Genomic DNA, 20,791 nt, shown 5'->3' with positions numbered 1-20,791 from the left:
GCCGAGCGCAAAATGGATTCTAAAAAACACCTTGCCAAATAGGAGCGTCAGGACGCAAAGAGGCTCCGCAGCGCGAAGCGCGATGCGGAGCCTCTTTGCATGTCCGAGGACGTTCCGGAGAGAAACCCCGTCACGCCCCCGGATTCCCGGTGGGAGTTCTAGACCTTGTCGGCCTTAGTACATACCGCCGCCCTGCTGACCAGCGGTGGCAGCAGCGATAGCGTCCTCAAGCTGAGTGTTCTTGGGCACATCGGAGACGGTAGCCTCGGTGATGAGAATCAGGCTGGCGACAGAAGCAGCGTTCTGCAGGGTGACGCGGCTGACCTTGACGGGGTCGAGGACGCCCATCTCGATCATGTCGCCCCACTCGCCGTTGGCAGAGTTGAGACCCTGACCAGCGGGCAGCTCGGCAACCTTGTCGACCACGACAGCGCCCTCAAAGCCAGCGTTCTTGGCGATGGTGGCGACCGGAGCGGTCAGAGCCTTCTTGACGATGTCGACGCCGATCTTCTCCTCGGGGTCGTCGATCTCGACAGCGTCGAGCGCAGGAGCAGCGTCCATGAAGGCGACGCCACCGCCGGCGACGATGCCCTCCTCGACAGCAGCGCGGGTAGCCTGCAGGGCATCCTCGACGCGGTGCTTGATCTCCTTGAGCTCGGACTCGGTAGCAGCGCCGACCTTGATAACGGCAACGCCACCGGAGAGCTTTGCCAGGCGCTCCTGGAGCTTCTCACGGTCGAAGTCAGAGGTGGTGTTCTCCATCTCACCCTTGATCTGAGCGATGCGGGCGTCGATGGCCTCCTTGGAGCCAGCGCCGCCGACGACGACGGTGTTGTCCTTGGAGATGGTGACGGACTTAGCAGTACCGAGCATATCGGCGGTGATGTCAGCGACCTTCACGCCCAGCTCGTCCAGAGCGGCCTGGCCACCGGTGAGGACGGCGATGTCCTCGAGGATGCGCTTGCGGCGATCGCCGTAGCCCGGAGCCTTGACGGCGCAGACGTTGAGGGCGCCACGGATCTTGTTGAGGACCAGGGTAGGCAGAGCCTCGCCGTCGATGTCCTCAGCGATGATGAGCAGGCCACGGCCAGCGCGCTGGACAGCCTCGAGAACGGGCATGATGTCCTGAACGCTGGAGATCTTCTGGTCGGTGATGAGGATGTACGGATCCTTCATCACGGCCTCCATGCGGTCGTTGTCCGTGACAAAGTAAGCGGAAACATAGCCCTTGTCGAACTGCATGCCCTCGACGGTGTCGATGGTGATGTCGAACGTCTGGGAATCCTCGACGGTGATGACGCCGTCCTTGCCCACGACCTCCATGGCCTCGGCGATCTTCTCGCCGACCTCGGGGTCACCGGCAGAGATGGTACCGACGGAAGCAATCTGTTCCTTGGTCTCGACCGGCTTGGCCTGCTTCTTCATCTCGGCGACGGCGGCGTTGACGGCCTTGTCGATGCCGCGACGGATGGCCAGCGGGTTAGCGCCAGCAGCAACGTTGCGCAGACCGTCGTTGACAATAGCCTGAGCGAGCAGGGTTGCGGTGGTGGTGCCGTCACCCACGGTGTCGTTGGTCTTGGTGGCAACCTCCTTCACCAGCTGAGCGCCCATGTTCTCGATGTTGTCCTCGAGCTCGATCTCCTTGGCGACGGAAACGCCGTCGTTGGTGATGGTCGGGGCACCGAACGTGCGCTGCAGCGCAACGTAGCGACCCTTGGGGCCCATGGTGACGGTAACGGCGTCGGCCAGAGTGTTGACGCCCTTGGCAAGCTTAGCGCGGGCATCGGTGTTGAACGCAATGTTCTTTGCCATGGTAGGTAATCCTCCAAAAGAAATGTGACTCGCGTCGCCGCTTCCGAGTCCCATGCGGCGGGCGCGTTCAAAGACGAATCAGAGATTCTGACGAGACTAGGCCTCGACGACAGCGTAGATGTCGTCGGCGCGCATGAGCAGATACTTCTCGCCGTCGACCTTGACCTCGTTGCCACCGAACTTACCGTAGATGACAACGTCGCCAACCTTGACGTCCATGGGGATGCGCTCACCCTTGTCGTTGACCTTGCCGGCGCCAACGGCAACGATGGTGCCGCGCTGCGGCTTCTCCTGAGCGTTGCTGGCGATATACAGACCAGAAGCGGTCTTCTGCTCGGCCTCGTCGGGCTTGACCAGAACACGATCTGCAAGCGGCTTCAAAGACGACATGCTTGTCTCCTCCTTTTTGGGCCGCGCGGTTATACCACGCGAATTAACCCTTTTTTGTTTGCGTACGCGTTGAATGGTACCCACGAATGGCGGGTTATACAACACGGAGTCAAAAAATCTTATTTTTTGGCACTTAGATTTTCTGAATGCCGGGGGATAACTTAGCGGTGGCTCCCGTGTGGCTCCGGAGGGGCGGGGCATAAGGTTTCCTGCTCGGGCAGTCCTGCTCGCACGAAGGCCACATTAAGTGGCCTTCGGCTCGTGCGGAACTCGCGATAAACCTTATGCCCCGCCCCTCCGGAGCCACACGGGAGGCAGGTTAACTAATTCGAGCCCGGCATCCAGAAAAGTTAGTGCAGCAAAATGGCGATGCGGATAGCGACATGGGCATGGTTTTCGTTGCGCGCACGGGTCCCCTGGGGAGCACTGTGCATTTTTGGGAGTTTTCAGCAGGCCGGGACAAATGCATACGCACCGGGCGCATCTAATTAGTCCCACGGTAGCCTTCGGCCGGCGATTTGGGTCGGCAGACGGGCCTCGTCGAGACAAACAAGCATGCCTCGCGCCACGTCGGACCCCAAAATGACGTCGATCTCCGCAATGCCACCCGACTGCAGCGGCACCGGCAGAGCTCGCGGTGCTGAATACTCCGTTTTTTGCACGGCACGGGCGGGGGTACATCAGGATCAGGAAGAACATCCCAGCCTTTTTATGCAATCTGTAATGGGAAGTATGCAAAACACCAAGAAACAGCATTGCTGATGTCCGAATTGAGCGCGGGGCAGCGGCGCCTCCGCCCCGCGCCCAAATCCAGCAGAGCGGGGACGCTCCTAGCGGACCCCCATTGGCAAACAAACGCGGCTCGAGCGCCATCCCAAAATAGGCTGCACGAGCCGCGTTTAACGGTACGACATGAATATTAGCGCTCGTAAATCAAGTTGCCCGCCAGGTAGGTGGCCTGAACCTTGGTGGCCTGGAGGTCTTGAGGGTCAATGGTGAGCGGGTTTTGGTCCAGGACTACCAAGTCGGCGTATTTGCCGGGCTCTAGGCTGCCGAGGTTTTGCTCGTCGCCCGCTGCGTACGCGCTACCAAGCGTGTAGTTGCGCAGGGCCGTTGCCGCATCGATGCGCTCGCTGGGGAGCCAGCCGCCCTCGGGCCAGTGGCTGCGAGGGTCTTGGCGCGTAATAGCCGTGTAGAGCACGTTCATGCTGGTAACGGCCGTGATGGGGCTGTCGGTACCAAAAGCTTGGCGGATGCCGCGCTGCTTATAGGTCGCAAACGGCCACATGATGCGGCTGCGTTCCAGGCCCAGGTCGCGCTCCGGGCCACCCGGGTCGAGCGTGATGTGGCAAGGCTGGCTCGAGGCAATGACGTTGAGCTTGCGCAGACGATCGATGTCCTGAGGCAGCAGATTCTCCAAATGCTCAAGCGTATTATGACCGTGCTGGGGCAGGCCGTAGAGCTCTGCCGCCTCCTCAAAGATATCGAGTGCGGCATGGATGGCACCGTCGCCGATAACGTGGATGCGCACGGTGTGGCCGCGCTCGGCTGCCGCCAGAACCAACTTGCGCATGCGCTCGACAGGAACCGTCAGGCGCCCCTGGTCACCCGGGAAGCGCGGGTTAGTATAGGGCTCAGTGAGGTATGCGGTATGCTCGCTCGACACGCCGTCGAAGAACTGTTTAAATCCTGGCGCCGAGAGCAGCGCGTTGTTTGCGTAGCGGGTCTGGAGTTCTTCCAAGCGCGATTGGTCATCCAGCAGCGTGGGAAACAGATGGGCGCGGATGCCCAGCTTGCCGGCGGCCTGCAGCCTGTCGTAAACATCGTCGCGAATAAAGTCGCAGCCCGGCATGGGCATGAGCGACATATCGCAGATTGAGGTGATGCCCTGCTCGGCCATGCGCCTCATTTGATCGGCGTAAGCGCTTGCGATACGATCTTCGCCCAGCCACTCAAGGCAGCGCGGCAGCAGCTGCATAGCAGCTGCCTCGTGGGCAATACCCGTAAGCTCACCGTTTGAGTCTTTGTCGTAACTGCCACCCGCCGGAGGCTCGCTGTCACGCGTCACGCCGAGGGCTTCGAGTGCGCGGCTGTTGAGCCACAGCGTATGCCCATCGCCCGAATACATAACACAGGGGCGACCGGGGAAGGCGGCGTCGAGGGAGGCCTTGGTAGGATGCTCGGGCGGATCCCAGCGGTAATCGCGCCAGCCCTGGGTCACGACCCAGGCGTCGTCGGGCAGGCCCTGGGAAAACTCGAGCGCATGCTGCACCAGTGCCGCCTCGGACGTGCCCATATCCATGAGCATATACGGCGAGGAAGCGACCGAGGTATGGAAGAAGTGCAGATGAGCGTCATGGAAACCGGGGCAGACAAACTGCTCGCCGTAATCGACCACCGGCGTGGCGGCAGGTGCGGCGGCAATCACGTCATCGGGCGCGCCGACAGCGACGATGCGATCGCCCGCGATGGCGATCGCCAACTCGCGGGCGGTATCGATGCCGTCTTGCGCGGTAAAGACGTTCTTGGAGCGAATAATCCGATCGATATGTCGCATGGGCATCCCCATCTCTGGCAGGTAATTCAACACCCCCGAGTGTACTCCCCCGCCCTTGTAACAAAACCCCAAGCGGCAAACGGCAACTTTACCAGCCCTAGCGGCAGGTGGCATACTGGAGAAAGCCTGTACGATTTTGCGATCAACCCAGCAAGGAGCAAATCGACCATGACGAAGACCAAGGCACAGCAAATTATGGCGGCAACCGAGGTTCGCGCGGCAGACGACGTCACCGCGGCCATCCAGGATATCGCCGCCGAGTTTGAACCCTACATCATCAAGCAGCGCCGGCACTTCCATAAGCACCCGGAGTTGAGCCTTGCCGAGGAGCGCACGACTTCCGACATCGCCAACCAGCTCGACGCCATGAATATCCCCTACGAGCGTCCGCTCAAGACGGGCCTGGTGGCGACGCTTCGCGGCACCGCGCCGGATGCCTACCGCGAGGACGGCACGCCGCGCCGCCGCATCCTGCTGCGCGCCGATATCGACGCCCTGCCCGTCACTGAGCAGACCGGCGAGGAGTTCGCCAGCGTCAATGAGGGCTGCATGCACGCCTGCGGTCACGACTGCCATATCGCCATGATGCTCGGCACGTTGCAGATTCTGCGCCACATGACCGATGACATCCACGGCGAGATTCGCATCGTATTCCAGCCCAGCGAGGAAAACGGACAGGGCGCCAAACTCATGATTGGCACGGGTGTGCTCGACGGCGTCGATGGCGCCTACGCCGCGCACATCTGGAGCGAGGTCGACGCCGGCACCGTGAGCTGCGAGCCCGGACCGCGCATGGCCAATACCGACTGGTTCCGTATCGACGTACGCGGCACCTCGTGCCACGGCGCCATGCCCCAGCGCGGTCACGACGCCGTTATGGTGGCCGCAGAGATCGTCAACGCCCTGCAGACCATCGTCTCGCGCGAGATCAGCCCCTACGAGCCGGCTGTCATCACCGTCGGCGAGCTGCACGGCGGCACCGCACGCAACGTTATCGCCGGCACGGCCTACCTCGCCGGCACGGTGCGCACCTACGGCGATTCGACCCACGAGGAAATGCCGGAGCTCATGCGCCGCATCGTGGAGCATACCGCGGCCGCCTTGGGCGCCGAGGCAGAGCTCACCGACTACACCATCGCCAACTACAAGGTCGAAAACGACGCGGCCTCGAGCGAGCGCTGCCGTCAGGCTGTAATTAAGTGTCTGGGCCCCGCCGGCCAAGGCCATTATCGCGGCACGCTTTCGGGCGAGGATTTTTCGGAGTACCTGCGTCGCGTACCGGGCGTGCTCGCCTTTGTAGGTACGCGCAACCCCAAGATTGGCGCCACGTACGCCCAACATTCCTGCTTCTACAAGATCGACGAGACCGTGCTGGCAAAGGGCTCCATGGTGGCCGCCCAGTATGCTATCGACTTTTTGGCCGAGCCCACGCAAGAGGAGCTCGACGGCCCCGCGATTACCGCGGTCGCCGAAACCAACCCCGATCTGGCCGCCAAGTTGCGCTCTGCCAAGGCGACGACCGCCGAGGCTCGCGACGCCATCCATGATGCCCGAACGGCTCGCCATGCCGCGATCAAGGGCATCCACGACGCACGCGCTGCTGCACGCCGTGAGGAGAAGCACGACGGGTAATCGATTCGCTGGCATCTCGCAGTCATAGCCACATCGCGATGTCAAAGCGGGGGCGGACGTTTCGACACGTCCGCCCCCGCTCATTCTTCAAGCGCTATTTCTACCATTTCTACCCCGTCCCCAAATAGCAGGCGGCGTGGCTACTCGTCCTGAGGTTCCTCGTCGGAGCTTGGCTCGAACGCCGACTCAGGTGCAGGTGCCGGCTCAGGCTCAGGCTCAGGCTCAGGCGCAGGCTCGGGCTCGGGCTCAGATGCCGTCTCAGGCTCGGGCGCCGGTTCAGACTCGGGCGCCGGCTCAGGCTCGGTCGCGGGAGCGGGTGCAGGTGCCGGCGAAGCATCCGGAGCACCGTAACCCGAAGGAGCGGACTTCTTCTCGAAGGGCAACACAAAAGTCAGGACGTCGTCCTTATCCTCATCGGCCCACTCGCTTGCATAGCGTGCGGCCCAATAGCCAACGGCACGGTGCTTGAGTATCTTGCCAAAGACCGTAAGAAATACGGTGACAAAAGCGACCAGCACCAAGAACAGCGCGAGCGTGACGCCACCGCCGGTAACAATTGCCTCAATACCCGTAGGACGATAGTAGTAGCTATACATACCGACAGAGGCAATGGCGCCAAAGACGACCGTCAAGATCCATGTGACAACGTTGGCGACCAGGCCCGTCAAAAACTCGGGAAGGAACGAAGCACAGAACAGCTTGGTCTTGTTGTGCTTAAACGCCGCCCAGACCTTATCGAGCGAAAACGCGCTCTCGACGCGACCGGTCACCGCAAAGTGCATCACGGCAATGTCGGCGAACATAGTAAAGAAGACACCCAGGACCGCCGTGGCAATCATAGCCAGAACAAACAGGCCCAGCGAGCCAAACAGAGCGGCCTCAAGCGCATAGGAGCCGCAATAAGAGTACGCACCCGCGGCACCAATTACCACGCTCTCCACCAGCGAAAGCGCTACACCAATAACGGGAATAGCCGCGATAACCTTGAGCACGCTCGAAATAACGCCCGAAAAGACGCCAAGGCCAAACGACGTGGAACGCATCAACGGACGATCCATGCCGTCATCGACCTTGAGCGACAGGTCGCGACCCCATTCGATGCCAAAGCCAGAACCGCACGCGCTTGCCACACAGGCAGCCAAAAAGCCGAAGGCAGCCGCGATACCGCCGATAACGGGAATGAAGAGCACGAGCACCGACACGACACAGATGAGCGCCGGCAAAAAGGCAATCTGGCACACGCGCTGCAGCACGCCCGGCGTCTTGGTCATGTCTTCAAACGCCTGAGCTACACAGCCCTTGGGCACGTTCACGTTAGGCTGAGGAACAAACTGCTGAGGTTGAGACTGCCCCTGAGGAGCAGAGGTTGCAGCACCGGCATTAGGAGCGCCACACGCGCCGCAGAACTTGTCGTTATCGCCCATGGGGGCGCCACACTGCGAACAGAACATCGAAATCATCCCTTCGTATCTAGAGCGAATCACCTGGATCGCAAACGATGTCTTTGGCATCATTATCGCCCAATGTGGGGACAAATACTCCAAGATGACCGATTTGCAACGCAGCCGGCTTTATTCAATGATTCGAAGGGTACGGCCGGACTAGTTCGTACCGCGGAAGCCCTTGCCGACGATTTCGGAGCTATCGACGATGGTGATGAAGGCGTCGGGGTCAATCTCGCGGGTATAGCGGCGCAGTTGCACTGCCTCGCGACGGCTCAGCACGCTCATGATCACCGTGACGCACTTGCCCGAGAAGGCACCGTAACCGCGGCTGATCGTTGCCGTGCGGTTGAGATGCTTGACGATAAACTCCTCGACTTTGCGCGGTTCGGCGCAAATAATCGTACAGACCTTGCGCAGGTGGATGCTCTCGATGGCCTTATCGACGACGAGCGTCTTGGCAAACAGGCCAAGCACGCAGTACAGGCCGACGCGCGGGCCATACAAAAAGGCCGCGATGGTCACGATGCCGATATCGACCAGCAACAGGGCACGGCCGATCTCAAGCGTCGTGCGACGCTTGAGGATCATGGCAAGGATGTCGGTGCCGCCCGTCGAGGCGCCAATGTCAAAGACAATGGCACTGCCCAGCGCCGGCAAGATGACGGCAAAACACAGGTCGAGCCACATATCGCCCGTCATCGAAACATCCGTCGGAATGAAGAGCTCAAACAGCGAGACGTAGGCCGAAAGCGCAAACGAGGCAAAGACGCTCCAAAGGATTGCCTTGCGCTCCAAAAAGATAAAACCCAGGATGACCAAGACCGCGTTGATAATCCACATAAAGACGCCGACGGGCAGAGTCGGGAACAGCGTGGAAAGAATGACCGACACGCCCGAGGTGCCGCCGAAGGCAAAGTGATTGGGGGTTTTAAAGGCCACGATGGCAAAGGCCGTGAGGATCAGGCCCAGGTTGAGCTCGGCAAAAAAGCGCGGAAAGCCTGGCTCCTGGCTGCGCTTGCGGCCGGCGCGCTCGCCACGTTCGATATCCTCGCGACCGACAACGCGCTCCATCGGCACCACGGGAGGACGATGTACCTCCTCGGCAGCACGCGATGCCGCCTCTGCCGCAGCGGCTTCAATCGCCCATGCCTTGCTTTCGGTCTCGTGTTCGTCGGCCATTACGGCAACCCCTCGTTAACAATTTGGAAACAATGCGCCCATTAGGGTAACGCGGAACGCGACGATTGCAACCCTTAGTTAGACGAGCGGTATGCCTGCATCGGGGGCATACAAATAACGGCCGGCCGCACATACATCCGTGCGACCGGCCGTTTGACGTTTCCGCAGATAAAACCTGCCAAAACAAACCTGTCCCTTTTTGGTAGGTTACTCGTGCTGGCTGGTGCGGTGCTCGTACTCCTCGGGGGTGATGACATCCTCGATGCGCAGATTGACGCCTGCCACCTCAAGGCCGGTCATTGCGGCCAGACGCTCGGTGACGCGTTCCTTGACGTCGTCGAAGATTGCGGGCGCATAAGCACCGTACTCGATAATGACGGAAATGTTGACGACCACGCGGTTGTCATCGGTGACTTCGACCGTCACGCCCTTGGTCAGGTTCTCGGCACCAAACTGTTCCTGCACAAAGTGCATAAGGTTACCCTTCATGCCCAGAACGTGCGGCACCTCGCGGGTGGCCATGGCGACGATCTTCTCGATCACGCCGTTGGAATAGGTCAGCGAGTCCTCGGACTCGTCCGCCTCCTCGTCCATCTCCTCGTTGTCCTCGTCCGCATCGGACTCGGCCTCAACGAGCGCCTCGTCCTCGAGCGTCACGTCCCCGGCATCGACAACGGTCTCATTCGCCTCGAGCTCGGTATCGGCCACATCGACCTTCGTGTTAAAAGCCATGGTTCCTCCTTATGCCTGCCGCGGATGCGACAGTCGAATACATATTAGCGGCCGCTAAACAGACGGCCGAAGAAGTTGACGATACCGTTCTCGCCGTCGCGGATCTGGCCGATCACGGCGCCGATCAGCACAAAGAATGCGATGACGAGCGTGTCCCACAGGCCCAACGTAAGTACCAGCACGGCGAGGATAAAGCCTGCCAAGGCGCCGAGCGTAGTGTTGGGATGGCGCACGGCGTAGCTCCAGATAGCAGCGCCCGTACCTTTGATGAGACCCATGGCCTCGTCAAAGTCGTTGGCGGCGCTGTCGTGCTGCTCGCCGGCCTCGGTCTTGGCGTCGGCGGACTCGCCTGCCGGCGTAGCGTTCTGGTCGATCGTCAGGCGCGGCGTGCGGGCGGTCTTGTCTTGGTTGGTATCACTCACCGGAAACCTCCACGGTCTGGACGGTAGTCTTGGACGGCAAAAAACGGACGCGCGCGGTCGTGCCCGGCGTGCCGAGCATGGTGTCGCAGGCCTTCTCGATGCGCTGCTGCATCGAGGTGGCAAGAGCGGCAACGTCCTTATCGTCGAGTGCGATGGCCTCGACCTTAAAACGAACGCGCGACTCGTCGGAGCCTTGAACGCGTGCCTCGATATGCTCAACCATCACGCGATCATCGCACTCCGCCGCGGCACGGGCGCACGAGGAAAGCGCTGCGAGCGTGACCTCGATATTGCGCTCCCCCGCCGGATGCACGCAGGACGGCTCGCGACGCGCGAACATCAGGCGTAAAAAGCTCAGCAGTACGCCAAGTGCCACGATGGCGGCACACACCGTAACGATGACGCGAGGCATGGTGTCACGCAACAGCAGCATAAAGCGATACGTATACGGTCCCCAGAACTGGCAGACAAGCGTACCCAGCGCCACGATGGCGGCGGCAAGATACACGATCGCTAGGGCTCGTTTGAGTACGCGCACGCGCGCTCCCTTCAAATCTCGGCTCTCGAAATGCAAAACGATTCGCATCATTATAAAAGAGCCGGGTCCGGTGCTGTACGCACGCGGATCCGGCTCATCTATTCCACGAGGCTTGCATGCTCGCTTCATTATGCCCAGATATGCACGGCTTAACCCGTGCGGGCGCTACTCCTCCTCGAGGGCAGCGATGACCTCGTCGGTCATGTCCATGGTGCTGTAGACGTCCTGGACGTCGTCGAGCTCCTCAAGACGGTCGATGAGGCGCTGAACCTTCTTGGCATCGGCACCGGAGACCTCGGTCGGGGTGGTCGGGACCATGGTGGTCTCGGAGCCCTTGACCTGGACGCCCTGCTCCTCGAGCGCCTTGGAGACAGCCATGACCTCGTTGGCAGCAGTCCAGACGATCCACTCCTCGCCGGCGTCCTCGTAGTCCTCGCCACCGGCCTCGGCGATGGCCATCATGAACTCATCCTCGTCACCGGCGGCACCGTTGGCGATCATGGTCTCCTTCTTGGCGTTCTCGTCCAGGATCTCCTTGGCGACGACGATCTGGCCCTTGCGCTCAAACTGGAAGGCAACGGAACCGGAGGTACCCAGGTTGCCACCAGCGTGGGAGAAGGCAGAACGGACGTCGGCAGCGGTGCGGTTGCGGTTATCGGTCAGGCAGTCAACGTAGACGGCAACACCGGCGGGACCGTAGCCCTCGTACACGATGTTCTCGTAGACGGCGGCGTCGGCACCCGAACCGAAGGCCTTGTCGATAGCGGACTTGATCTTGTCCTTGGGCATGGACTGAGCCTTGGCCTTAGCAACGGCAGCGGCGAGGCTGGCGTTGTTCTCGGGCAGCGGGTCGCCGCCGAGACGGGCAGCAACGGTGATGTTGCGGCTCAGCTTGGAGAAGAGGGCGGAACGCTTGGCGTCCTGCGCGCCCTTACGATGCTTGGTTGTGGCCCACTTAGAGTGTCCGGACATACGTGTCTCCTATCGGTTTCGACCTAAAGCCCAGCGCAGATGCTCGGGCAATATAAACAAACGTCGTTATGATATACCTACTGGCCTGCGAGATAAACCCCAAAATGAAGGCGTCGTGATGACGCAACCCTTCTACGCAAAGCAACCTGTCCCCTTTGCACCAGTTTGGCTAGTTCCACAGAAGCTCGCTGCGGGCTATGGTGGCGCCGATCGCAAAGGGCATGCAGGCGATAACCGGGTACAGGTAGCGCATGTAGGTGGAGCCGTTGCAAGGACCGATCAGGCACACGGCGAGCACGCCCAAAAGCGGCACCCAAATGGCAAGCGCCCTCCACGAATGACGACGCAACAGGTAGACCACCACGCCAATCATGATCCACACGTAGGTTGCAGAGCTCATGGTAAGCGAGATAAACGGGATGCGTTGAACCGCCACGCGATACAGGTTGATCAGATGGTCACACCACCGCACGACCTTGCTATCGAGAGGATGGAAATCGAAGTACTTGAGATTGTCGGGGCGAGCCATGATCTCGGCACTGCGCGCCGTGCTGTAGACCCATACGTCACGGGCGCTCGGATAAAAGTAGCCATAGTAGTTATTGATAAGCGCCGAGATATAGCACTCGGGGTCCTTTTTGAACATCTGGGCCCAAACCTCAAAATAGGCGGCGATGTCCTCCTGCGAGGCATATTCGTTAAAGCAGTTCTTGACGGCATCGGACTTGTCGGGGTTGTACCGGCGGCCCAGGTTTTCGTACTTGAGTACACGATCGATCACGGCACGCTCCTCTTCGGTCACCAAACCGTCGCAGGGAGCTTCCACGATGGTGCCGTCCTCTTTAACCGTAGGATTGACGCCTGAATTAAGGCCGTCGTGCTTTTGGACGAAGCGCGCCGTCTGCTGGAACGGAATCGAGAGTACCTCGCGCTTGGAGCTAGGCGTAATGTCGTGCGCCGGCATAAAGACCTTGGTGAAGTACATGTTGGAAACAAGACAGAGCGCAAGCACCGCCAGGATGCCAACCCAGCGCAAGCGCGGCACGCGAATCGAGGGTGCAGTACCCGTCTGCTTGGCCGCACGGAGATCCGCATGCACGTCCCAAGCGCAAAACGCCGCCGCGATCACGCATGCCGCCAGCACAAACACCAGCCCGCCGTTACGCAAAAACGTCGACCCCATGGCGCCCAGGGCAAGCAACAGCCAGTCGTGACGCGCAAAAAGCGCGGGCTCGGGCTCACCCACACGCTCGACATTCGCATCGCGACGAGGCAGGCCACAGGCCACAAGCTTGACGGTCTGCACCAGCAAAACCAAAAACGCATCGGCAAACAGCACATCTTTGGTAAGCAGGGCCGCGTAGTTGGAGAACATGGGCATAAACACAAAGAACAGCAAGATCACGCCGCGGACCGGCAGGCTCACGCCCAGCTTGCGCAACGACGAGATGGAATAGGCCATGCAGGCGGCCGTAATGACGAACTGAGCGCAGGTGTAGATGACAAGACCTGCGTTGGCGCTGTTGAACAGTGAAAGCCCCAGTTGGACGCACGAACCGATGATAGCCGTGTGCACGACCGGATGATGCCCGTTGAGCAACACGTTGGGATTGAGCAGACGCAGGTAGTCACTCGTACCGTTGGGGTAGTTGAACCACTGGCGAATCTGCGCACCCGTATCCCCCATAAAAAGGCCGGGCAGCGAAGCGATGAGCGTGGGCGCCCAGGCGACCATAAGCACCAGGAAGGGCCCGGCAAAGGGATGGACCGAGAGCACGGCGTGAGCCACACGCCATACGCGGCCAAAGTGCGCTTCGGAAAACGGAATGCGCCGAGAGCTCAGCCAATCTAGACACTCAAAGGCAAGGTAGAAGGCAACGACCGCCAAGAGCATCCAGCCCGCACCGCCTATCCAGGCGCAGATGATGCGCGCCTTGTCGCCGAGCACGATCTCGGCCGAATCGGTGAGGTCGTAGCTGCGGCCAAACACCATGCAGACGGCAAAGAACAGCGACGGAAGGATCACCGAGGGACGCCAGGCGTCGCCGCGGCCAAAGGATACGTAGCGAAACGGCAGCGTGAGCAGGCAGGCAAGCGCAAGCAGCATGACCGCGTCGGTATGGCCGGCAAACGAGAGGAGCACCTCGTAGCACACGTACAGCATGCCCGAAGCCTTGGGGTCAATCGCCAAGACTGCGTTGCTCGACACCGGGGCGGGATCGATGGAAAACGCCGTGGTCGCCAACAGCGCGAGCAAAAATGCGATGAGTGTCTGCTTGGCGGGGTAGCGCTTAAACCAGACGATGCGGGCAGCGTCGCGCGCAGCCGTTGTGGAGAGGTCGGAATCCTTCACAGTCCGAAAGCCTTTCTAGAAACCTATCAAACTCGGCAAGACCACCACAAAGGTGCCTGTCCCCTTTGTGGTGGTCTTGGTTAGGCGTCCAGGTAGACGCGCTGGGGCTGATTGCGGTGTCGGGCGAAGATGATGAGCGCTAGGCCGGCGATCACAAGCGGCAGACTCAGCAGCTGGCCCATGGTGATGACGCCGCCCAGCAGATAGCCCAGCTGGGCATCGGGCACGCGCACGAACTCAACGAGAAAGCGGACGATGCCGTACCCCATCACGAACACGCCCACAAACGTGCCCTGGGGCAGCAGCGGCTTTTTGCGGCTGAGCACCTGCAGAATGCAAAAGAGCACGATGCCCTCAAGAAATGCCTCGTAGAGCTGGGAGGGGTGACGCGGCATATCGCCCGCGGTGCCGCCAAAGACAACACCCCAAGGCAGATCGGTCGGCTTACCCCACAGCTCGCCGTTGACGAAATTGGCACAACGGCCCAGGCACAGCGCCAGCGGAGCACCGATGACGGCAAGGTCGGCGATAGTCCAGGCGTCGAGCTTATACATGCGGCACACGATGATGCCGCCCAAGATGCCGCCCACCAGGCCGCCGTGGAAGCTCATGCCTCCCTCGTTGGTGGCAAAGATTTCGAGCGGGTGGGCCCAATAGTAGCCATCGCCGTAAAAGACGACGTAGAACAGGCGCGCGCCGATGATGAGGCCAAAGACCGCGCCGACCACGACGCTCGTCAGGTCATCAATCGTAATGTCGAAGCCCCAACGACGCTGCGTGCGGTACATAACGACCGCCGTGAGCAGAGCGCCGACCACGTAGGCCAGGCCGTACCAGTAGATGGTGATGGGGCCCGCCGAGATCGCGACGGGATCAAGCATGTGGTAGAGGTCGTTGAGCATATCGATCCCCTGCTCCCTACATACAAATGTGGCCGCGGGCCTTGCGCTCGCAGCCGCATATCTGGGCGTAACGTCTATGCGGAGCGTACCGTCCGCAGCTTTCGCATCTTAGAACGGCGCGTACTCGTCGTACAGGTCCTCGGCCTCGCCGGAAACATTGACCTGCTCGACGCGGGTAACGCCGGGCACATGCTCCTTCAGGATACGCTCGATGCCCATAGACAGGGTCAGTGAGCTCATGGGGCAGCCGGCGCAGGCGCCCTGCAGCTCCAGCTTGACGACGCCCTCGTCGTCGACGCCCACATACTCCATATCGCCGCCATCGGCCTGCAGGTTGGGGCGAATCTCTTCAAGAACCTTCTTAAGCAGCTCTTCGTTAACAGCCACAGGGGCTCCTTTCTCACAATAACGCGGGCGCGCCCGCGGACAGAAGCTATGTTACTACAGCCATGTACCCGCTCACGAGCCGTCCATGCGCGCAGACGCGACTTTCACGAGTAGTCAATTTGGGACGGGACTCTTTTGGCTGTTTTGCCGCCAGCTGGCGTTGGCACGCGCTACTGCTGAGCCTGTCCCCCGGTACCAATCTGGACATCGACGATAACCTGGCGGTAGCTGATGCCGCAAGAGTCGAGAATGCGGCGGCTGATACGACCGTCATCGGTGTCGGCATACTTATTGTCCAGGTAGACGACCTCGCCCACGCCCACCTGCGCCAGGATCTTGGCGCAGTCGTGGCACGGAAACAGCGTGACGTAGACCGTGGAACCCTCAAGGTCCTTGAGCGAGCCGCGGTAGTTGAGCACGGCGTTGGCCTCGGCATGCACCACGTAGTTGTGCTTATCCTGCAACGGGTCGTCGCTCGTGCCCCACGGGAAAAAGTCGTCGTTGAGTGCCGAGGGCGTACCGTTGTAGCCCACCGAAAGGATACGGTGGTTGGTGCTGGCGATGCACGCGCCCACCTGCGTATTGGGATCCTTGCTGCGGCGCTGCGCGGCGATGGCCACGCTCATAAAGAACTCGTCCCAGCTAATAACGTCGCGGCGCTTGCCCGACGCAGTTTGATGAAGATCGTCCGACATGGCAGACACCTCCGAAATCGCAATAGTTTGACCCATTGTAGCAGGTGAAAGGTGGGGGCGCTTATCCCGCCAGCCCCTCGCCCTACGCGCGGCGGGGCTTTTGGTTGATGTGGTAGAGCTCGGCGAGACCCCGCAGCGTCAACGCGTCATCGACCGTCAGGCTATGGCCGACCAGCGCCGCAAGCGCCTTGGCATCGTCGCCGGTAATGACGATGGGCACATCGCCCTCCCCCGCCGCCTTGGTCGCTCGCATCTCGGCGAGCACCATGTCGAGCATGCCGTCGATGCGAGCCACCTCGCCCAAAACCACGCCCGAGCGCATGGCCTCGCGCGTGTTGCGGCCGATCACATGTGTGGGTGCCGAGGGCTCAACCTGGGGTAGACGCGCTGCCGCCGCCGAAAGCGAGCGGGCGCCAAGTGCCAGACCCGGCGCGATAACGCCGCCGACAAAGGTGCCGTGCGCGTCGATGACCTCGATATTGGTCGTCGTGCCCAGGTCAATCACGATGCAGGGCGAGCCGTAGACGGCGCGGGCCGCCACGGCGTCGGCGATGCGGTCGGGACCGATCTCGGCCGGATCGTCGTAGTGCACGGGCATGCCGGTCTTAAGTCCCGGCCCCACGGTGAGCACGCGCCCCGTGCAGGTACGGGAAAGCGCTACCTTCCACGGGCGCTCGAGCGCCGGGACCACGCAGCTCAACACAGCAGCCGCGGGCACAAGCGCACCCGGCATGCCCGCATCGGCCGCCAGTGCGGCCATGACCTGCACGAGACGCATGCGCGCCTCGTCTGCTGTGATGCTCGATGGCGTGGTGATCTCGCACGTCGCAAGCGGACATTCCTGCGCCGCGGCCGAATCCTCGGCAAACAGGCCAAAGCGAATGAACGTGTTGCCCACGTCGACCGTCAATATATATGCGCACCCATTAAGCATCGTCGGCGCTCCTTTCGTCTGCCCAGCAGTATATCGCCTACCTAAACCAGTCATCCCAAAATGACTAGCTTACGGCTATACTGGTGCGCGGTCGTTTGCGAGCTCACGCGGCGGCCCTTGGTAACCCGACTTCCCGCGCCGTATCCGTAACGGCGCTCCCGGGGGAAGCGGATATACGCAAAGGAGTTTTATATGAGCAATCCCTCGAACCGCGCTTCGATGCGCGGGCAACTCACGCTGCGCGGCGTCGTCATCGGCGTCCTTGGCTGCGTGATCATCACGGCAAGCTCGGCCTATACCGCCCTCAAGATGGGTGCGCTCCCCTGGCCGATCATTTTCGCTGCCGTCATTTCGCTGTTCTTCCTTAAGCTCATGGGCAACGCCAGCCTCAACGAGGCAAACGTCACCCACACCATCATGTCCGCAGGCGCCATGGTCGCCGGCGGTCTGGCGTTTACCATCCCGGGCGCCTGGATGCTGGGCTATGCCGACCAGATCAGCTGGCTCGACATGTTTATCGTGGCACTCGCCGGCACCATCTTGGGCCTTCTGGCGACAGCACTCATCCACCGTCACTTTATCGTGGACGCCGCGCTTGAGTTCCCCACCGGCAACGCCGCAGCTCAAACCCTGCGTGCTACCGAGGCCGGCGGCAAGACCGGCAAGCAGCTCTTTGGCTCCATGGCCATCGCCGGCATATACAGCGTGCTGCGCGACGCCCTGGGCGTGGTTCCCAGCATGCTGTGCACGCTCAATATCCCCGGCGTGACCTTTGCCATCTACAACTCGCCCATGTTGCTGTCCATCGGCTTTTTGGTGGGCTTCGCCCCCGTCGCGTTCTGGTTTGCCGGCGCGCTGCTGGGCAACTTTGGCATCATTGTCGGCGGCACCGCTGCCGGTCTGTTTGACGTTATGACCGCACAGGGCATTGTTAAGTCCCTGGGTATGGGCCTCATGATGGGCTTTGGCGTCGCCGTCGTCCTCAAGGACATCCTGCCGCAGGTCGCCGGTATCGTCCGCGGCCTCGCCGCCGACAGCTCCACCGACACCGACGAGCAGTCGCTCATCTCGGGCTCCCTTAAGCTCGACGCCGGTATCATCGGCCTGGGCGCTGCCGCCATCGCCGTGATCGTTGCCATCGTACTCGATCTTGGCCCCGTTCCAGCCGTCATCGTCACGCTGTTCACCTTTGTCACCACCATCATGAGCGCGCAGAGCTGCGGCCAGACGGGTATCGACCCCATGGAGATCTTTGGCCTCATCGTCATGCTCATCGTGGCTGCCTTCGCGCAGCTCGCGCAGGTCAAGCTGTTCTTCATCGCCGGCATCGTGGCCGTGGCGTGCGGCCTTGCGGGCGACGTCATGAACGACTTTAAGGCCGGCGCCGTGCTGGGCACCAACCCGCGTGCGCAGTGGATCGGCCAGGCCATCGGCGGCATCGTGGGCGCCCTGGTCGCTGCCGCCGTCATGGTCGCGCTCGTCACTGCCTATGGTCCGGACGCCTTTGGCCCCGACAAGAGCTTCGTTGCCGCGCAGGCAAGCGTCGTCGCCACCATGGTCTCGGGCATCCCGAGCGTGCCGTGGTTCGTTGGCGGCTTTATCGCCGGCATCGTCATGTACTGGCTCGGCATTCCGGCCATGATGATCGGCCTGGGCGTGTACCTGCCGTTCTACATGTCACTCACGGCATTCCTGGGCTCCTGCGTCAAGCTCGCCTACGACAAGTGGTCCGCCCACCGCGATGCCACCGCTGGTCTTTCTGACGAGGAGAGGGCTGCCAAGGACGCCGCCTTCCAGGAACAGGGCCTGGTTGTCGCCAGCGGCCTGCTCGGCGGCGAGTCCATCGTCGGCGTTATCCTGGCGTTTGTCTCCGTGGGTCTGAGCCTGCTGGGCTAAGTCGAGCAGCTGCTCGACAGCAACCATATTGCCTACGATTTGCCCGGTCGGTAGCTTTCGCGGCTACCGACCGGGCTTTTTGATATCGAAACAAAGATAGGCCAGCGCGCTGCGTATGACAGCGCGCCGGTCTTATCGGTTAAGCCATCGAAGCGCTCCTGCTATGAACCGAAGTTCGTTGCAGAAACTACGCTCGAAACGCTACATCTGCTTGCGACGACGATCGCTCAGCGTCACACCAGCGGCCACAAGAGTGATACCGCCGATGACGAACACCTCGCCCGCAAGAGCGGAGTCATCGCCAGTCTGGGCGAGCGCGGCCGACGTGGCCTTCTTCTTGGCGACAGGAGCCTTTGCAGCAGCCTGTGCAACCTGAGGCTTGGCCTGCGGCTCAGCCTTGGGATGATACTTGTCGTACTCGGCCTGCGCGGCAGCCAGGGCATCCTTGGCATCGCCAAGCTCAGCCAGCGCGGCGGCATAGGCGTCGTTGGCATCGGACAGCTTGGCATCGGCATCGCTCAGAGCAGCCTTGAGGCCAGCGGCGGCATCGACGGCGGCCTTATAGCGAGCGTAGGCAGCGTTCAGCTTGACCAGCTTCTCGTTGCCCGTCGTGCCCGCGGCAAGGGATGCCTTGTGGTCGACAGCCTCAAGATCGGCCTTGAGCGCCTCGTCGTTGGCAAGCTCGGCCTTGGCCTCGACGATCTCGAAGGTCGCATCGACGACGGCTTCGTTGGCGGCCTCGAGCTGCTTCTGGGCATCGGCGACACCGGCGACGGCGGCGTCATAGGCGGCCTTGGCGTCGTCGACCGCCTTCTGGGCTCCAGCGAAGCGCTCGAAGGCCTTGTTTGCGCCGGCCAGTTCGCCCTCGGCAGCCTTGGCCTTCGCCTGTGCGTCGGACAGGGTCTGCGTCTTGGCGGCAACTGCCTGCTTGGCGCCCGAAAGAGCGGTCGCGGCGTGCACATCTGCGGCCTGAGCCTTGTCAACGCCAGCCTGGGCAGTGTCGTCGGCCTTCTTGGCATCGTTAAGCGTGCCCTGCTTGTTCGCAAGATCCGTCTTGGCGGCATCGCACTTGGCGGCAAGGTCCTTGACCGAAGCGGTAGCGTTGTCATACGCCTCGTTGGCCTGATCGGACTTTACCTTGGCGGCGTCGTAGGCGCTCTGAGCATTCAGTTTACGAGTCGACGCCTTAGAGGCGTTCGTCTGGCAATCGGCGAGCGTCGCGTTGGCCTTGTCGAGAGCAGTCTGCGCAGTGGCAGCCTCGGCCTTAGCAGTATTGAGGTTCTGCTGAAGAGCGTCAATGTCAATACCAGAAGCATCGAGCTCGCTCTTGGCAGCATCATAGGCACCCTTGGCGGTTGCAGTGGCAGCCTGAGCGCTCTCGTACTCGCCCTTGGCAGTATTCATGCTCGTGTCGGCAGCTTTAAAGGCCTCTTGAGCGTCATACTGCTTGTTGAGTGCAGCGTTATAGGCAGCGCTAGCAGTTCCAAACTTTTTCTGTGCTTCGGTAAGCTTGCTCTGAAGCTCCTTGAGCTGTTGCTTTTGCGCCTGGGTGCCGCCGGCGCTATAAGCAGAATCGATATAGTCGTTCAGGAGCTTCTTGAACTCGGAGACCGTGAAATCGGCCTGAGTGTCATCAGCGCTGTAATCGAATACGGTTACCTCGGAATCGGTATTCTTTCCGCTACCGGTTGCAATACCGATGGCTTCCGCAGCGGCATCGATGATGTTGGGTTGATTTCCGATCTCAGCCGAACACATTGAGCAAATAGGCCATTCCCGCAGCTAGCCGAACGCCCCCGCGGCCCCTCCTGGGGTCCGGGGGCGCCGTTTTCCCAGTTGATGGAACGGTGGAGATGTGTTTCGATGGGTCCGGTGGCCATGCTCCGCCCGCCGCCCGGCACCTCTTCCCAGACTCAGCCGGACGGCCGGTCCGTCTATTCCGTTT

17 protein-coding genes are annotated in these 20,791 nt (G+C 61.3%); 2 read left to right on the top strand and 15 right to left on the bottom strand.

What is annotated here, in order from left to right; genetic code table 11:
• Positions 1-174 precede the first annotated feature (174 nt).
• The 3 genes from groL to KSY82_RS09050 form a co-directional block, all read right to left on the bottom strand.
• The gene (gene groL / locus KSY82_RS09060) at positions 175-1,812 is read right to left on the bottom strand and encodes a chaperonin GroEL (protein WP_217750980.1); all 1,638 of its coding nucleotides are present in this window, start codon (positions 1,810-1,812) and stop codon (positions 175-177) included.
• 96 nt (positions 1,813-1,908) lie between these two features.
• Positions 1,909-2,202, bottom strand: coding sequence for a co-chaperone GroES (gene groES / locus KSY82_RS09055; RefSeq protein WP_022094351.1), 294 nt, complete (start codon positions 2,200-2,202; stop codon positions 1,909-1,911).
• 919 nt (positions 2,203-3,121) lie between these two features.
• On the bottom strand, positions 3,122-4,759 hold the full coding sequence (locus tag KSY82_RS09050) for an amidohydrolase (protein WP_254881791.1): 1,638 nt from the start codon (positions 4,757-4,759) through the stop codon (positions 3,122-3,124).
• A 168-nt stretch (positions 4,760-4,927) separates the two neighbouring features.
• On the opposite strand from KSY82_RS09050, the gene KSY82_RS09045 reads away from it, so the two are divergent.
• Positions 4,928-6,391: a M20 family metallopeptidase gene (locus tag KSY82_RS09045; RefSeq protein WP_217750979.1), complete on the top strand. Its 1,464-nt coding sequence runs from the start codon at positions 4,928-4,930 to the stop codon at positions 6,389-6,391.
• A 140-nt stretch (positions 6,392-6,531) separates the two neighbouring features.
• On the opposite strand, the gene KSY82_RS09040 is transcribed toward KSY82_RS09045, so the two are convergent.
• The 11 genes from KSY82_RS09040 to KSY82_RS08990 form a co-directional block, all read right to left on the bottom strand.
• Positions 6,532-7,842, bottom strand: a complete 1,311-nt coding sequence (locus KSY82_RS09040; RefSeq protein ID WP_217750978.1) for a DUF4013 domain-containing protein — start codon at positions 7,840-7,842, stop codon at positions 6,532-6,534.
• Between the two features lie 150 nt (positions 7,843-7,992).
• Positions 7,993-9,015: a YitT family protein gene (locus tag KSY82_RS09035; RefSeq protein ID WP_217750977.1), complete on the bottom strand. Its 1,023-nt coding sequence runs from the start codon at positions 9,013-9,015 to the stop codon at positions 7,993-7,995.
• A 207-nt stretch (positions 9,016-9,222) separates the two neighbouring features.
• Positions 9,223-9,747: an Asp23/Gls24 family envelope stress response protein gene (locus tag KSY82_RS09030; RefSeq protein ID WP_217750976.1), complete on the bottom strand. Its 525-nt coding sequence runs from the start codon at positions 9,745-9,747 to the stop codon at positions 9,223-9,225.
• Between the two features lie 44 nt (positions 9,748-9,791).
• Positions 9,792-10,169 (bottom strand): DUF2273 domain-containing protein, encoded by a 378-nt coding sequence (locus tag KSY82_RS09025; protein WP_368042056.1) that lies wholly within the window; start codon positions 10,167-10,169, stop codon positions 9,792-9,794.
• Entirely contained in the window at positions 10,162-10,707 is a 546-nt protein-coding gene (locus KSY82_RS09020; RefSeq protein ID WP_217750975.1) for an Asp23/Gls24 family envelope stress response protein, read from the bottom strand. The genes KSY82_RS09025 and KSY82_RS09020 overlap by 8 nt, the downstream gene beginning before the upstream one ends.
• Before the next feature lie 165 nt (positions 10,708-10,872).
• Entirely contained in the window at positions 10,873-11,679 is an 807-nt protein-coding gene (locus tag KSY82_RS09015; protein ID WP_117584122.1) for a YebC/PmpR family DNA-binding transcriptional regulator, read from the bottom strand.
• Between the two features lie 169 nt (positions 11,680-11,848).
• The gene (locus KSY82_RS09010; protein ID WP_368042055.1) at positions 11,849-14,032 is read right to left on the bottom strand and encodes a DUF6020 family protein; all 2,184 of its coding nucleotides are present in this window, start codon (positions 14,030-14,032) and stop codon (positions 11,849-11,851) included.
• Positions 14,033-14,112: 80 nt separating this feature from the next.
• Positions 14,113-14,934, bottom strand: a complete 822-nt coding sequence (gene lgt / locus KSY82_RS09005; protein WP_217750974.1) for a prolipoprotein diacylglyceryl transferase — start codon at positions 14,932-14,934, stop codon at positions 14,113-14,115.
• Positions 14,935-15,042: 108 nt separating this feature from the next.
• Entirely contained in the window at positions 15,043-15,321 is a 279-nt protein-coding gene (locus tag KSY82_RS09000) for a NifU family protein (RefSeq protein WP_217750973.1), read from the bottom strand.
• A gap of 170 nt (positions 15,322-15,491) precedes the next feature.
• Positions 15,492-16,016, bottom strand: a complete 525-nt coding sequence (locus tag KSY82_RS08995; RefSeq protein ID WP_089572276.1) for a deoxycytidylate deaminase — start codon at positions 16,014-16,016, stop codon at positions 15,492-15,494.
• A gap of 82 nt (positions 16,017-16,098) precedes the next feature.
• Entirely contained in the window at positions 16,099-16,950 is an 852-nt protein-coding gene (locus tag KSY82_RS08990; protein ID WP_217750972.1) for a type III pantothenate kinase, read from the bottom strand.
• 192 nt (positions 16,951-17,142) lie between these two features.
• Here KSY82_RS08990 and KSY82_RS08985 point away from each other — a divergent pair, with 192 nt between their 5' ends.
• Positions 17,143-18,846: an OPT/YSL family transporter gene (locus KSY82_RS08985; RefSeq protein ID WP_217750971.1), complete on the top strand. Its 1,704-nt coding sequence runs from the start codon at positions 17,143-17,145 to the stop codon at positions 18,844-18,846.
• 201 nt (positions 18,847-19,047) lie between these two features.
• On the opposite strand, the gene KSY82_RS08980 is transcribed toward KSY82_RS08985, so the two are convergent.
• Positions 19,048-20,604: a coiled-coil domain-containing protein gene (locus KSY82_RS08980; RefSeq protein ID WP_217750970.1), complete on the bottom strand. Its 1,557-nt coding sequence runs from the start codon at positions 20,602-20,604 to the stop codon at positions 19,048-19,050.
• Between the last annotated feature and the right edge of the window lie 187 nt (positions 20,605-20,791).

The organism is Collinsella aerofaciens (assembly GCF_019131995.1).
In the GTDB taxonomy this organism is placed as follows: domain Bacteria; phylum Actinomycetota; class Coriobacteriia; order Coriobacteriales; family Coriobacteriaceae; genus Collinsella; species Collinsella aerofaciens_S.
Note: the sequence above shows the minus strand (reverse complement) of the source record. Positions and strands in the feature narration are given on the sequence as shown.

What these genes read in the sequence shown, in the direction of transcription:
- groL (WP_217750980.1), bottom strand. Translation starts at nt 1,812, where the DNA reads ATGGCAAAGAACATTGCGTTCAACACCGATGCCCGCGCTAAGCTTGCC.
- groES (WP_022094351.1), bottom strand. Translation starts at nt 2,202, where the DNA reads ATGTCGTCTTTGAAGCCGCTTGCAGATCGTGTTCTGGTCAAGCCCGAC.
- KSY82_RS09050 (WP_254881791.1), bottom strand. Translation starts at nt 4,759, where the DNA reads ATGCGACATATCGATCGGATTATTCGCTCCAAGAACGTCTTTACCGCG.
- KSY82_RS09045 (WP_217750979.1), top strand. Translation starts at nt 4,928, where the DNA reads ATGACGAAGACCAAGGCACAGCAAATTATGGCGGCAACCGAGGTTCGC.
- KSY82_RS09040 (WP_217750978.1), bottom strand. Translation starts at nt 7,842, where the DNA reads ATGTTCTGTTCGCAGTGTGGCGCCCCCATGGGCGATAACGACAAGTTC.
- KSY82_RS09035 (WP_217750977.1), bottom strand. Translation starts at nt 9,015, where the DNA reads ATGGCCGACGAACACGAGACCGAAAGCAAGGCATGGGCGATTGAAGCC.
- KSY82_RS09030 (WP_217750976.1), bottom strand. Translation starts at nt 9,747, where the DNA reads ATGGCTTTTAACACGAAGGTCGATGTGGCCGATACCGAGCTCGAGGCG.
- KSY82_RS09015 (WP_117584122.1), bottom strand. Translation starts at nt 11,679, where the DNA reads ATGTCCGGACACTCTAAGTGGGCCACAACCAAGCATCGTAAGGGCGCG.
- lgt (WP_217750974.1), bottom strand. Translation starts at nt 14,934, where the DNA reads ATGCTCAACGACCTCTACCACATGCTTGATCCCGTCGCGATCTCGGCG.
- KSY82_RS08995 (WP_089572276.1), bottom strand. Translation starts at nt 16,016, where the DNA reads ATGTCGGACGATCTTCATCAAACTGCGTCGGGCAAGCGCCGCGACGTT.
- KSY82_RS08990 (WP_217750972.1), bottom strand. Translation starts at nt 16,950, where the DNA reads ATGCTTAATGGGTGCGCATATATATTGACGGTCGACGTGGGCAACACG.
- KSY82_RS08985 (WP_217750971.1), top strand. Translation starts at nt 17,143, where the DNA reads ATGAGCAATCCCTCGAACCGCGCTTCGATGCGCGGGCAACTCACGCTG.
- KSY82_RS08980 (WP_217750970.1), bottom strand. Translation starts at nt 20,604, where the DNA reads ATGTGTTCGGCTGAGATCGGAAATCAACCCAACATCATCGATGCCGCT.